Genomic DNA, 13,800 nt, shown 5'->3' with positions numbered 1-13,800 from the left:
GCCAGTCTTCGGCCAGGCGTCGTCCGGCGTCTTCGGCGCGCTGGGGTCGCGGATCAGGTCATAGACCTCGGTCGTGAAGCCGGCCGGCACGCTGATCACCGGGAAGCCCTGGGCACCGATGAAGCTCCAGACGCCGCCACCGTTGCGGCCATTGATCGGTGGGCCCTGCGGCGCGCCGAGCTTGGTTGGCGGCAGGTTGCTGGTCGGGTAGACCAGGGCATCGAGCTGCTGCTCGGCCATGCACTGCAGCAAGGTCTGCTGCACGGAGAAGCGCAGCAGCAGGCGGTCACCCATGTCCAGTTCGTTGTTCTTCTCCACGGTCTCGCGGGACTTCTTGCGATCCGGGAAGGTCGGGTCCTGATGGAAGTTCGAGTTGGCGATCAGATCGGCATTGCTCTTGATCTTGGCGTCGCCACGTTCGCGCAGGTACAGGTTCAGGAAATACTTGCCCTGGCCATCGCCCTCGGAAGTGCCGAAGTCGCGCAGGGTCAGCTTCGGCGAGACCTGCGCCGGGTCCATCTTCAGATCAAGCAGCTTGGCGGTGTGATCGGCGGTCGCCTTGCCATTGGTATCGACCGGGAACACCTCGGGGAAGCGCTTGGTGTACAGCTTGTTGCTGTCCTGCGGCGCGTACTTGCGCAGGCAGGCGGTGAACAGCTCGCCTTCCGGGCCCGGGTCGACAATCGTCGCGCCGAGCTTCTTCAGGTCTTCCGCGCCTTGCGAAACGAGATCGATGGTCTGCTCGTCGGCCTTGGTGAACAACTTCTTGTTCATGTACTCGCGGACCACGCCGATGCGCAGGCCGGCCAGCGGTGTCGGCTTGGCATAGCTGACGTACGCCTCCTTCGGCATGCGGCCGATCGAGAACGCGGTCAGCTCGTCCTTCGGGTCATAGCCGGCGATCACGTCGAGCACTCTTGCTGCGTCGGCGACGGTGCGGCAGATCGGCCCGACTCGGGTGTTGATGCCGATCTGGACCATGCCCTTGCGGCTGACCAGTTCCTCGGTGGCGGCGATGCCGACCGAGCTGGCGGCACTGGCCGGGCCGCGGATCGACGAACCGGATTCCTCGGCGATCGAGCAGGTGACCAGATTGGCGCCGACCGCAGAGCCCGAACCGGAGCTCGACCCGCGTGGGCTGCGCTCGGTGTCATAGGCGTTGCAGAAGGTGCCGCCATAGGAGCTGCGCGGAATGCCCGAGGCGTATTCGCCGAGATTGCTCTTGGCGATGATGATCGCGCCGGCCGCGCGCAGACGTTCGACGAAGGTGGAATCTTCCGGTGGCCGGTCATTGGCGTAGAAGGCATCGGCGCCGGAAGTGGTGCGCATGTCGAAGGTGTCGTACTGATCCTTGATCGCCATCACCACGCCGTGCAGCGGGCCGGCGAGCTGGCCGGTCTTCGCAAAGGCGGCGTCCTGCGCGGCGGCCACTTCGAGCGCGTCCGGCATTTGCGCATCGCCGTCGGTCTTGTCGGTGAGGCTGCGTGCCTTGCGGGCATCGAAGCCCCATTTCTTCAGCGTCTTCGGCCGAAGATTCAGGGTCACCAGCGCGTTCAGCTGGCCGGCGTTGGGGATGGTCGTGATCGGCCCGAGGATGCCCTTCGGTTCAGAGACGCAAGTGCCGTTGTAGGCCTTGATCCGCTTCAGATACAGCTCGACCAGCTGAGTCGAGGTCAGTTCCTTGGCCAGGATTGCCTGCTGGATGTCGGGGATCGTCGCTTCTTCGAGATGGAACGAGGCCGCCTGTGCGGAGAGGCTGGCAGACAACAGGACCGCAGCAAGCAAGGCAGGATTTTTCATGCGACGCACTCAGTAGGTGATGACATCGGTCTTCAGCGCCGGTGTGTGCCTGGGCAGCACGCGCGCCTGGGTGGCCTGCTCGAAGTCGTAGCCGTAGCCGAACAGCTTCGGTTCGCTCCAGGCCAGGCCGAGGAAGGACAGGGTCACCGGCAGGCCGGCGCTGGTCATGCCGGCCGGCACGATCAGGTCCGGGAAGCCGGTCTGGTTGGCGAGGTTGGCGTACATCTGCGGCCGCGGCGCATCCGGCGGCGGGGCTGCGAACGGCGTCGCCGGCATCGGCATCGTCGGGTAGACCAGGGCATCGAGCTGCTGTTGCTGGAACACCGCCTTGGTCGTCGCGGTGACCAGGGCCAGGCCTTCGTTCTTGGCGACCTTGTAGATCGGATCTTCGAGCCCGCCGGTAGTCGCCTCGGCTTCCTTCATGTTGGCGAGACGCCAGGGGTTGGTGTACGCCGTGCCCATCGCATCGAGCTTGGCGATCATCTCCGCCAGGCTCTTCGGATAGTCGGGCTTCAGCGTCTGCAGGTAGACGCCGATCTGCGCCTTGAACTCGCGGCCGCTGATCGGCTTGAGCAGATCGGCGCGGGCCTTGGTCAGCATCTCCGGCAGCTTCACTTCGACGACGGTGGCGCCGAGCGCCTTCAGCTTCGCGTACGAGGCGTCCATGATCTTGTCGACTTCGGCGTCCTGACCCATGAAGTCGCGGGCCACGCCGATGCGCGCACCCTTCAGCGAGCCCTTGACCAGGTACTGCGTGTAGTCGGTCTTGAACTGGCCGGCGCTCGGCGCCGTGGCGGCGTCGGCCGGATCAACGCCAGTCATCACGCCGAGCGCCATGGCCACGTCGGCAACGCTGCGCGCCATCGGCCCGCCGGTGTCGTAGGACAGCGCCAGCGGCACGATGCCGTCGCGGCTCATCAGGCCGCGCGTCGGCTTCAGGCCGGCGATGCCGTTGGCCGAGCAGGGATAACGCACCGAGCCGCCGGTGTCGGTACCGAGCCCGAACTGCGCGTAGCCGGCGGCGATGCCGGCACCGCTGCCGCCCGAGGAGCCGCGCGGCCCCTTGGTCAGATCATGCGGGTTGAGCGTCTGGCCGCCGAGCGAGCTGAAACCGTCGGGCCCGTTCGCGGTGGATGCGAATTCGGAGAGATTGGTCTTCGCCAGGATGATCGCGCCGGCTTCGCGCAGCTTCTTGACCACGAAGGCGTCGTTGGGCGGAATCGAGCCTTTCAGCGCCATCGAGCCGGCCGTGGTCGGCATGTCGAAGGTGTCGAAATTGTCCTTGAGCACGATCGGCACGCCGTGCAGCGGGCCACGCAGCTTGCCGCTCTTGCGCTCCTGGTCGAGCGCCTTGGCCTGCTTCAGCGCCTCGGCATTGAGCAGGATGATGGCATTGAGCTTCGGCCCGGCGTCCTCATAGGCCTTGATCCGCGCCAGATAGGCATTCACCAGCGCTTCGGAACTGAGCCCGGCCTTCATCGCCGCCTGCAGCTCGGCGATGCTGGCCGTGGTGATGTCGAGCTGGGCGGCCAGCGCCTCCGGTGCCAGCAGCGAGGCCGATATGGCCAGCAGCGCGGCTGCGGCCAGGCGGGCACGGGTTGACGGGCGGGCAGACAGCGCACCGCGAGCAAGTGAAAGGCTGCGTCTCATGACGTCCTCGAACGGGGCAGGCAGCGCGGAGTCGCGCTGTTCCTGCCTTTGAGACGCATGCCTGACGCGAGCCCCTACCCGGACGCCGAGTCTCCGGGCTTATCGGCCGCTTGCTGCCACCGGGTGTCAGTCGATCTGGATCGCTTCATGCGCCACCGCCCGCGCCACCGCCGGACGGGCGCGAACGCGATCCATCAGCGCCGCGTAGAGCGGATAGTCCTTGCGCATGTCGACGCCGCAGCGGTTGCCCCAGCGGTAGTGCACGAGCAGAAAGGCGTCGACGACGCTGAACGCCTCGCCCATCGCCCAGGTCTTGCCGGCGAGTCGTTCCTCGATGTCCGCATAGCCGATGCGGATCGCCGCGCGGCCGGCTTCGGCGATGCCATCGATCGCCGCCTTGTCGGTGGACGTGGTGAAGCGCTCCGGGCGGAACACGGTGCGGACGCCGGCCTGATGCATCGTCGTCGCCAGCCAGTTCATCCATTCCAGCGCCCGGACGAATTGTTCCGGGTCTTCCGGCAGCAGGCTGGGACTCGGATGGCGGCGAGCCAGATAGACGGCGATCGCCACCGATTCGGTCAGCACCCGTTCGCCCTGCGCGTCCTTGATCCCCAGCGCCGGCACCCGGCCGCGCGGATTGATGCCCAGATACTCCGGCTTGCGATTCGCGCCTTCGGCGATCACCACCCGCACCGGCTCGTAGGCGATGCCGAGTTCCTCGAGCACGATGTGCGGCGCCAGCGAGCAGGCGCCGGGAGAGTGGAACAGGCGGTATTCAGGGGACATCGGCAGCTCCAGGCAGGCGGGGAATCAGGGTCGCCAGCATGGCGGCAACGCGACATTTCGTCATGTCCGGGTGCGCCCGATCGTCGCCGGCATTGCTCAGCCGACATTCAGGGACGCGGGTTACCATCCGACTCCCCATTCACAGCACGAGCTCTAACCATGCGCGCAGTCCGTACCCTGATTCCGATGATGCTGCTGACGATGAGCGTCGGTGTCGTCCACGCCGACTGGAAGTCCGACCTGAAGAGCGCCGCCAAGCAGCAGGCCGGCGCCAAGGTCGAACAGACCTTGGGCCTCGCCAATCCGGCTCCGGCCGGTGCTAGCGCCTACCTGATCAACCTGAAGAGCGGTGACACCGTGACCAGCCCGTTCCTGGTCCAGTTCGGCCTAAAGGGTGCCGGTGTGTCACCGGCCGGCCTGCAGAGTGTCGACACCGGCCACCACGTGCTGCTGATCGACAGCCCGACCTTCGATGCGACCCTCGCACTGCCACTCGACAACGCCAGCATCAAGCATTTCGACAAGGGCGAAACCGAGACGATGCTGAGCCTGCCGGCCGGCACCCACACGATCCAGCTGTTGGTCGCGGACTGGAAGCAGCAGGCGTTCAATCCTTCGCTGCAGTCGGAGAAGATCACCATCACGGTGAAGGGTGGGGCTGCGGCGCCGGCCAAGAAGTAAGGCGGCTTGGTGTGAGGCGGGAGGGCTTGAAAAGCTTTCCCGTTTTTATTTGTCTGCTTGATCCGCTGGCTTCGGCGCACCATTCCGCGCTGTCGCGCGGGTCACTTTCTTTGGCGCGCAAAGAAAGTAACCAAAGAAAGCGCGCCCCCGGCGCTGCGTCGGATCGCGAGAAACAGAAGCGCGATCCGATGCCCTGTGCTTCTCGGCCATGACGGGGCTTTTCGACGCGCCATCCATGGCGCGGCGAAAAGGCTTCGGCTCCTGCCTCGCCTCCTCCGGAGCCTGTCTGCCATGGCCTGCGATGCTCGGCGCGCTTAAGGGGGACCAACGTCAAAAGCAACAGCAGAATCAAAAGCACGACACAGCAAGTAAAAATCAAAAGCCCGCCGTCACACCGGCGAAAGCCGGTATCCAGGGGCTGCACGCGCGAACTCCTCGACTCTGGATTCCGGCTTTCGCCGGAATGACGTTGTTGATGTGGCGGTGCTTTTGATGGGCCGTTGCCGTGGTTTCTGCTTCTGCCGTTGACGTTATCCCCCCTGCATGCCGCCGAGCATCGCAGCGATCGGAGAGGGACGACCGGCAGGATGCCGGTCGAGCGCTGCCAGGCCATGGATGGCCTGTCGGCGCGGTGCCCCGGAGAGCGCGAGAAGCACAGGGTGAGGGGTTGCGTGCTTTGCGAGCACTGCTCGCAGCAACTCCGAACGCCCGGCCATACTTGGCCGGGCCGGGGGTAGTTAACGAGACCGCACTACATCAATGGCCGACGCGGGGCGCACTTCTTTGGTGACTTTCTTCGGCCGTTCGAAGAAAGTTACCCGCGCGACAGCGCGGAACAGTGCGCTGAAGCCAGCAAGCAAAACCGCAGGTTGATCAAGTCTAAAACCAGCCAGAATCCGTCAAGAGGACCAAGCCCTATCGCCCCTTCCCCGCCGACCAGAACGGCGGCAACTTGGTCTTGGTGAACAACGATTTCGGAATCATCGAATGGATGCCCTTGGTGCCATCGACCACCTGGGTGACGCGGAAGTCCACGCCGATGCTGGACAGCAGGAAGGCGCGCGGGAAATCGAGGCCGTAGGCGTCGGCGAGCAGGCTGTTGGTTTCGCGGATTGCCATCTGCATCGCGTTGTCGAGATCGGGATCAAGACCGAAGGCCATGAAGTGGGACGGATTCTCGGCACGCGGCGCGGTCAAGGTCTTGCCCTTGTGCAGCACGAACTGCAGCACCGCGGTGTTGGCGGTCTCGATGGCGTTAATGGTGACTTCGCCGTCGCCCTGCGCGGCATGAGAATCGCCGGTGAAGAACAGGCCGCCCGGATGGAAGACCGGCAGGAACAGCGAGCTGCCTGCACTCAGTTCCTTGCAGTCGAGATTGCCGCCGAACACGCCGGGCGGACCGCTGCGCCGGTTCGGGCCATCGGAATCCGGGGGCAGCAGGCCCATCACGCCCATGAACGGCGCGAGCGGCACGTCGATGCCCGGCTCGAACTCGCCGACGGTGCGCGCTTCGTCGAAGCGGACGATGCGCATGAACGATTCCTTGATGTCATCCGGAATGCCGCCGCGGCCAGGGCTCATGCCGACCGTGCCATAATGCAGACGCGGCACCACCTTGATCATACGGATCTCGATGCTGTCACCGGGCATCGCGCCTTCGACGGCGATCGGCCCGATCATCATGTGGCCGGTCTTGATGTCGCCCTGGCGCGGGGGTCTCCTTGAGCACGGTGTCGATCTCGCGGATCGCTGTGGTCTCGTCGGCGGTCAGCTTGATGTTGTTTTCCTTGATCCAGACGAAGGGATCCTTGTCCATCCAGCGATTGCCGCCACCGCCGTCGATGCGCACGGTATCGCCGGACTTCACGGTCAGGATCGGTTTCTTCTGCGCCGGGAAGTTGCCGATCACCGAGTTCTCCGGTTTCAGCTTCACCCAGTGGTCGTACTTCGGCAGCGTCGGTGCGGCGGCGTTGGCAGCGGTCGCGAAGCCGGCGAACAAGGCACTCGCCAGCAACGCACTCAGAACGCGACGATCAGTACTCATTGAAGATTCTCTGGATGTCGGCAACGTCTTTGGTCTTGGTCAGCGCCAGCTGCAACAGGATGCGAGCCTTCTCCGGCACCAGGTTGTCGCCGGGCACGATCTTGGCTTCGCGGCGGCGCGGTGTGTCCTGCACGCGGCCGCCGTGGGTGCGGGCGGTAGCGACCACGACGACACCCTTGGCCTGGGCGCGCTTGATCGCGTCGGTCTGGCTGGTGGTCGGGCTGCCGGCGCCGGTGCCGTCGATGACGATGCCCTTGGCGCCGTTGGCGACCATCGCGTCGATGATGTAGCCCGGCGCATCGCGATACGCGTAGGCAATCTCGACGTTCGGCAGATCCTTGTAGTCGCGGCCGGCGAACTCGGAGGCCATCGTGTGCCGGCGCAGCGGTTCGCGATAGAACTTGACGATATCCGGATCGGCAAAACCGATCGCACCGACATCGATGCCCTTGAAGGTCTGCACGCGATAAGCGGAAGTCTTCGAGACATCGCGCGCGGTGTTGATGTACTGATTCATGCAGTGGAGCACGCCCTTGCCCGCCGCTTCCTTGGTGCCGGCGACACGCACGGCGTCATAGAGGTTGCGCGGGCCGTCACCGGACAGCGCCGTCCACGGCCGCTGCGAGCCGACGAAGACGATCGGCTTGGCGGTGTCGATGATCAGGTTCATCAGGAAGGCCGATTCGGCCAAGGTGTTGGTGCCGTGGGTGACGACCACGCCGTCCACCGTCGGGTCCTGCATCAGCACCCGCAAACGGGCAGCAACGCGAAGGTCATCGCCCTGGGTTTCACCGCTGGCGCGATCGACCGGCGGGCGGCCGTCTTCGAGGCGGATGTTGGCGATGGTCGCCAGTTCCGGTTCGTCGTTGAACCAGTCCTGCGGGTCGACTCGCGGCACGCCCTTGCCACCGTAGTTGGCGACGTTCAGGCGCGGCGTGCCACGGCTGGCGATGGTGCCGCCCATCGACATGATGACCACCGTCGGCAGCTTGGTGCCGGGCGGTGGCGCGGCTGGTGGCGGCGCGTAGGTGGGGATTTCGGCGGCGCTCGCGGTCAGCATCGGCGCAGCGGTGAGCAGCGTTGCCGAGATGACGGCAACGATCAGGGAAAGACGGTTCATAAGGGCCCCAAAATGATGATCAGTATTCGTCGAAGATGCGCTGGATCTCGACCGGATCGGTCGTCTTCGTCAGCGCCAGGCGAAGCAGGATGCGAGCCTTCTGCGGCGGCAGGTTGTCGGCGGTGACCTGGCCCTTGGCGGCCACCTTCTCGCTCTTGACCACACGGCCGGAGCCCTTGCGATCGCTCTGCACCACGACCACGCCCTTGTCCTTCAGCGCTGCCAGCGGCTCGGAATAACCCCCGCTGTTGACGATGCCCTTGGCACCCGCCGAGACGAAGGCCTTGACCGCCGCATCGTCGGATTCCTGATAGGCGTAGAGCACATCGACTCTCGGCAGGCTGGTCAGCTTCGAGACATCGAACTCGCTGTGCGAGGTGTGGCGGTAGATCGGCCGGCGATAGAAGACGATGCTGTCGCTGTCGGCGAAGCCGAGCGGGCCGACATCGCGAGCGATGAAGGTATCGACGCGATAGGTGTTGTTCTTGGTGGTGTCGCGGGCAGCGTTGATCTCGTCATTGAGCAGGATCATCACGCCCATGTCCTTGGCCTGCGGCGTCGCTGCCACGCGCACCGCGTTGTAGAGATTCATCGGGCCATCGCGGCTCACCGCGGTGAACGGCCGCATCGCACCGACCACCACCACCGGCTTGTCCGACTTCACCGTGAGGTTCAGGAAGTAGGCGGTTTCCTCGAGCGTTGCCGTGCCGTGGGTGACCACTGCACCGGCCGCTTCCGGCAGCGCCAGCCAGGCATTGACCTGCTGGGCCAGGGTCAGCAGGGTTTTGGTGTCGATGTTGCCGGAGCCGACATTGCTGATCTCGGCGTAGCTGAGCTGGGCGACATCACGCAGCTCCGGCAGATCGTCGACCAGCTCGGACGGCGTCACCCGGCCGTCGGAATACTCCATCAGCTTCTGGCGATGCGCGCCCTTGCTCTGGATGGTGCCGCCGGTGGTGAACAGGCGGACTTGCGGCAGCGCTCCGGCCTGCACCGGCGCCGAGGCCAGCAAGACGAAACAACTGCACCACAACAACGAGCGAATCATCCGCAGCCTCCGGTTTCTTGAGTGAACATCGAATGGTTGATAGGGGCTCATGGCGCTGCTTGCGCCAACTGCTGGTCGAGCTGCTGCATCTGTCTGGCCCAGCCGTCGCGCAGGCGTTTTGCTTCATCAAGGCTCATCGCTTCATGGCCGGGATGGGCGACGCTGCCGCCGCGCGCCAGGGCGCGATCGATGATCTGCAGCGGCTCGGCGATGCCATCGCGCTGCAGGGCCAGTTGTTCGATATCGTCGCGACCGCCGAGCTGCGGCAGCAGCGCGTACTGCACCCAGCGATGGCTGTAGAGCAGCAGCGCCAGCTGGGCATCGCGGGACGAGGAATCCTCGAGCCGCGCCAGCGCGCGGATGCGCGGCAACTCGCGGTCCATCGCGCTCAGCGCCCGGCGGGCATTGCGTTGCGCCTGTTCGCGATCACCGGCGCGGGCGGCCTGCACCGCTTCCTTCAGGGTTTCGGTATAGGCCGGCTGCGGTGCGGACCAGGACGCCGCCGCCACCGTGGTCATCAGGCCCAGCGGCAGGCCGAAGATCAGCAGCGGCCGCAGCCAGTCCCGCAGGCTCGGGCCGCGACGGCCAGCCGGTGCTGGATCAGCTGAACCTGTGGCGCTGCCATCGAGCGTCGCCGCCGTCCCTGGCTTGCGCAGCTTCCAGATGTAGCCATCGAAGTAGTAGTGCATCAGGGTCGACGTGAAGCCGAGCGCCAGCACCGGGATGGTGATCCAGTCGGTCTGGAAATCGGTGGTCAGGCCTTCGCCGTAAGCGATGCAGGCGATCACGTAGAGCACCGCGGCCCAGATCGTGTTGCGGCTGTGCAGCCAGCGGAACCAGCCGGCACGCGTGGCATTTGGGCGCGCCGCGAGGTTGCGGTTGTAGCGCCAGACGATCGCCAGATACTGGGTCATGTGGACGATGCCGACGGTCGCGAAGCCGACCTTGAACGACCAGCCCGGTGCCCACTCGCGGATCAATGCGTTCGGCGTGTAGCTCAGCCACATGACGCCGAAGGTCAGCACCAGCAGCGCCACCTTGGCCGGGCTGACGAACCAGCCGCGCCGCCAGCACCAGAACAGATAGCCGGCGTAGACCACGCTCGCCAGGGCCGCGATCGCGGCGGCACCGCTGGTCATGGCATCGACGGCACCAGCGGGCAGCGCCAGCAACAGCGGCAAGGCCAGCTTGCTATCGAGGTCCTGCAGCAGCTCCGGCAGCCAGGCGCTGGAAGCCAGCAGCAAATAGAGCATCCAGGCGGTGCAGACCATGCGATCCATGCCGGCAGCCAGCGCGCGCGGCGCGGCATTGCCGCGATCGTAGATGCGCATGAAGCCGTAGTGCTGCATCAGGAAATGCCACGGATCCCACAGGGTCAGCAGGATGAACAGGTAGAAGAACTGTTCGAGGCCGTAGCCCTGCGAACGCAGATGAATCAGCACGGCCAGCGACAGGCCAAACGGCAGCAGCGGCGTCAGCAGCCAGCGCCAGCGATCGGCATTGAAGGTGTCGAGATCGCCGTACAGGCGGATGTAGGTCGGCAGGTGATGGGCTACGGTCAGCACCACGTGGGTGACCAGCACCAGGGTTGCAGCGCGTTCCGCCGGCAGCCAGGCGAAGGTGGCGATGGCCAGCAGCAGACAGAGCACGGGCGCGGCGATGATCAGCAGGCCATCGAGGCCCGGCGACAGCACCCAGCGCTGTTGCATCGCCTTGCTCGATCGCTGCCCGGCGCTCTGGGCAGGCGATTCGGCGGACATCGAAAGGCTGTGGTTCATGGCGTCGGCGGTAAGGCAGCGTGGCGGCCTGTACTTTTGACGCGATCGCAGACGCTCCCCCTACCTGCTGATGCCGTCCTCTCGGCAACGAGTCCTCACGGCTCGGCCAGCTGCACACCGCCGGTGACGATGCAGCCGTGCGCCGAGAGTTCGAACACGCCTTCCTGCAACAGCGCCTCCGGCACGTCGATGAAGGCGTCGGACAGCGCCGCGAACGTGCACATCGGCACTGTCGCCAGCAGCTGGATGATCCGCGCGCCCAGCCCGTCCGCCGGCAGCGCGCGGCCATTGATCAGCAGCGCTTCCGGCGTGCGCACCGCAGCCTGCGCCGTCGACAGCCGCAGGATGGTTTCCGGCGCGATGGTCCGCTCGCCGGCGAAGCGCGCCAGCTCGAATTCCGGCACCGGGCGATCGGCCAGCGCGATTTCGCGGCGGTAGTCGGCAAGCACCGCCGGATCGAGCAGCAGATCGCGCAGCGCATCGACGGCGGCACCGAGATCGCCAGCGGTCACCGCAGGATCGGTCGACAAGGTCTGGCGCACGGCCAGGCGCTGCGGTGCGACCCGGGCCAGGGCCCAGCCGAGGAAGTCGTGCATGGTCGGCGGATAGAGGCCGACCGACAGATGAAAGCTCGGCTCGTCGAACGGCAGGGTCTGGTGCCACCAGCCGCGCGGCACGTAGAGCATGTCGCCGGGCGACAGCACGCAGTCGAGCACCACCTTGTCCGGGCACTGCATGGCCATCGCGTCGCTGGTGTGCTCGGCCAGCGGATTCATGAAGGTTGGCTGGAACAGCTGCCAGCGCTTGCGGCCGATCAGCTGCACGGCATAGACGTCATGGGTATCCCAGTGCTTGTCGAAGGCGCATTTGCCGCCGAAGCTCAGATAACCGTTGCCGATGCCGGAGGCGCCGCCCAGCCGCGACACCGCCGCGCACAGCTGGCGCGCTTCGAGCGAATGCAGCTCCATGCGGTTGAAGACCAGCGCAGCACCGCCGCGCAGCAGGCTGTAGAAGCGTTCCTTGATCAGCCGCGGACGGGACATGCCGAGTTCGGCGGCACGCTCGACATAGCTGGCCGGATCGATCGCGCCATCCTGGAACAGCTGCAGGTTCTGCGGCGTCGGCTCGACGGTGTGCAGCAGCGCATCGATGCGGTCCCAGTCGAGCCCGTGCTTGACCACCGCGCCGCGGTACAGCCGCGGCACCGGGCTGGGGCTGATCGTCGACATTCTCGGGGGACCTCCTGCTTCTGCGGCCATGCTCGGCTCCGGGTATGACTCAGGGTTCGCCGGCCAGCGGACCGAAATCCGATGGCGGCTGGCGGCGGTGGGTGGCGGCTTCGTAAGCGGAAGCGATCTTCAGCAGCATCGGCTCGTCGAACGGCCGGGCGACGATGTCCATGCCCACCGGCAACTTCGCAGCAATCGGGCCAACCAGGCGGACGTGATCGTCGCCCTCGGTGCGCTCGCCGCCACCGCCGCCGGCATTGGCCGGGTACTCGACCTTCGGTGCCGAAGGATCGCGAATCAGGTCATAGACCTCGGTGGTGAAGCCGGCCGGCACGGTGATCACCGGGAAGCCCTGCTGGCCGAGGAAGCTCCAGACGCTGGTGCGGCCGTTGATCGGTGGGCCGGACGGCGCGCCGAGTTTGGTCGGCGGCAGGCTGCTGGTGGGATAGATCAGCGCATCGAGCTTCTGCTCGGCCATGCAGGCGGTGACCAGCTGCTGCACGGCGAAGCGGCGCAGCATGCGCTCGGCCATGTTCAGCTCCTGCGCTTTTTCGGTGGTCTCGCGGGTCTTCAGGCGATCCGGGAACTGCGGATCTTTGTGGAAGCGCGCCTTGCTCATCAGATCGGCATTGGTCTTGATGTTGGCGTCGCCGCGCTCCATCAGATAGCGATTCAGCCAGTACTTGCTTTCGCCTTCGGCCTGGGCAGCACCGAAATCACGCAGGGTGATGTTGGCCGGCACCTTGGACGGATCGGCGGCCATGCCGAGCAGGGTGGCGATGTGGTCATTGGTCGGCTTGCCGTCCTTGTCGACCGGGAACTGCTCCGGGAAGCGCCGGGTGAACTGCTTGCCCTGCACCATCGGCGCGTATTTGGCGAAGCAGGCGGTAAACAGATCGCCTTCCGGGCCCGGATCGACGATCGTCGCGCCGAGCGCCTTCAGATCGAGCGCGGCGGTGCTGACCAGATCGATGGTCTGCTCGTCGGCCTTGGTGAACAGCGTCTTGTTCATGTACTCGCGGACCACGCCGATGCGCAGGCCGTCGAGACGCTTGGCACTGGCGAAGCTGGCGTAAGGCTGGGCCGGCGTGCGGCCGATGCTGAACGCGGTGAGTTCGTCGGAAGGGTCATAGCCGGCGATCACGTCGAGCACCTTGGCAGCGTCTTCCACCGTGCGGCAGATCGGCCCGACCCGGGTATTGATGCCGATCTGGATCATGCCGGTACGCGGCACCAGTTCCTGGGTGCCGGCGATGCCGACGGCGCTTGCCGCACTGGCTGGGCCGCGTACCGAAGAACCCGTTTCCTCGGCGATCGCGCAGGTCACCAAATTGGCACCGACCGCCGAGCCGGAACCGCTGGACGAGCCACGCGGCACGCGCTCGGTGTCATACGGGTTGCAGAAGGTGCCGCCGAAGGAACTGCGCGGCACGGCCGAGGCGTACTCGCCAAGGTTCGACTTGGCGATGATGATCGCGCCGGCTTCGCGCAGCCGGGTGATGAATACCGAGTCCTTCGGCGGCCGATCGTTGGCGTAGAAGGCATCGGCACCCGAGGTGGTGCGCATGTCGAAGGTGTCGTACTGGTCCTTGATGGCGATCACCACGCCGTGCAGCGGGCCGGCCAGTTTGTGGCTCTTGGCGAATTCGGCATCGAGCGCGGCG

11 protein-coding genes are annotated in these 13,800 nt (G+C 65.8%); 1 reads left to right on the top strand and 10 read right to left on the bottom strand.

Going from position 1 to position 13,800, the window contains the following annotated elements; all coding sequences use genetic code 11:
• From QZY06_RS10790 to QZY06_RS10780, 3 genes are all read right to left on the bottom strand, one after another.
• A partial coding sequence (locus QZY06_RS10790) for an amidase (protein ID WP_295683972.1) occupies positions 1-1,800 on the bottom strand: 1,800 nt, incomplete at its 3' end.
• 9 nt (positions 1,801-1,809) lie between these two features.
• Positions 1,810-3,450, bottom strand: a complete 1,641-nt coding sequence (locus QZY06_RS10785) for an amidase family protein (RefSeq protein ID WP_295683969.1) — start codon at positions 3,448-3,450, stop codon at positions 1,810-1,812.
• Positions 3,451-3,576: 126 nt separating this feature from the next.
• Positions 3,577-4,236 carry a glutathione S-transferase N-terminal domain-containing protein gene (locus QZY06_RS10780; protein ID WP_295683966.1) on the bottom strand — a complete coding sequence of 220 codons (660 nt, stop codon included), beginning with the start codon at positions 4,234-4,236 and terminating at the stop codon, positions 3,577-3,579.
• A gap of 159 nt (positions 4,237-4,395) precedes the next feature.
• Here QZY06_RS10780 and QZY06_RS10775 point away from each other — a divergent pair, with 159 nt between their 5' ends.
• A complete protein-coding gene (locus tag QZY06_RS10775; protein WP_295683963.1) occupies positions 4,396-4,917 on the top strand; it encodes a DUF4399 domain-containing protein in 522 nt (173 codons plus the stop codon).
• 915 nt (positions 4,918-5,832) lie between these two features.
• Here QZY06_RS10775 and QZY06_RS10770 read toward each other — a convergent pair.
• The 7 genes from QZY06_RS10770 to QZY06_RS10740 all read right to left on the bottom strand — a co-directional run.
• A complete protein-coding gene (locus tag QZY06_RS10770) occupies positions 5,833-6,600 on the bottom strand; it encodes an acetamidase/formamidase family protein (protein WP_295683958.1) in 768 nt (255 codons plus the stop codon).
• Positions 6,557-6,961 (bottom strand): hypothetical protein, encoded by a 405-nt coding sequence (locus QZY06_RS10765; RefSeq protein ID WP_295683955.1) that lies wholly within the window; start codon positions 6,959-6,961, stop codon positions 6,557-6,559. Before QZY06_RS10765 ends, QZY06_RS10770 begins: the two co-directional genes overlap by 44 nt.
• Positions 6,951-8,081, bottom strand: a complete 1,131-nt coding sequence (locus QZY06_RS10760; RefSeq protein WP_295683952.1) for an asparaginase — start codon at positions 8,079-8,081, stop codon at positions 6,951-6,953. The genes QZY06_RS10765 and QZY06_RS10760 overlap by 11 nt, the downstream gene beginning before the upstream one ends.
• Before the next feature lie 19 nt (positions 8,082-8,100).
• The gene (locus QZY06_RS10755) at positions 8,101-9,129 is read right to left on the bottom strand and encodes an asparaginase (protein WP_295683949.1); all 1,029 of its coding nucleotides are present in this window, start codon (positions 9,127-9,129) and stop codon (positions 8,101-8,103) included.
• 47 nt (positions 9,130-9,176) lie between these two features.
• Positions 9,177-10,907 carry a hypothetical protein gene (locus tag QZY06_RS10750; protein ID WP_295683946.1) on the bottom strand — a complete coding sequence of 577 codons (1,731 nt, stop codon included), beginning with the start codon at positions 10,905-10,907 and terminating at the stop codon, positions 9,177-9,179.
• Positions 10,908-11,002: 95 nt separating this feature from the next.
• Complete coding sequence (locus tag QZY06_RS10745; RefSeq protein WP_295683943.1) at positions 11,003-12,136, bottom strand: cupin domain-containing protein; 1,134 nt, start codon at positions 12,134-12,136, stop codon at positions 11,003-11,005.
• Between the two features lie 49 nt (positions 12,137-12,185).
• On the bottom strand, positions 12,186-13,800 hold a 1,615-nt coding region (locus tag QZY06_RS10740; protein WP_295683940.1), incomplete at its 5' end, for an amidase.

Source organism: uncultured Nevskia sp., from assembly GCF_903885465.1.
Taxonomy (GTDB): Bacteria; Pseudomonadota; Gammaproteobacteria; order Nevskiales; family Nevskiaceae; genus Nevskia.
The sequence above is the reverse complement of the archived record's forward strand: the minus strand, read 5'-3'. Positions and strand labels throughout refer to the sequence as shown.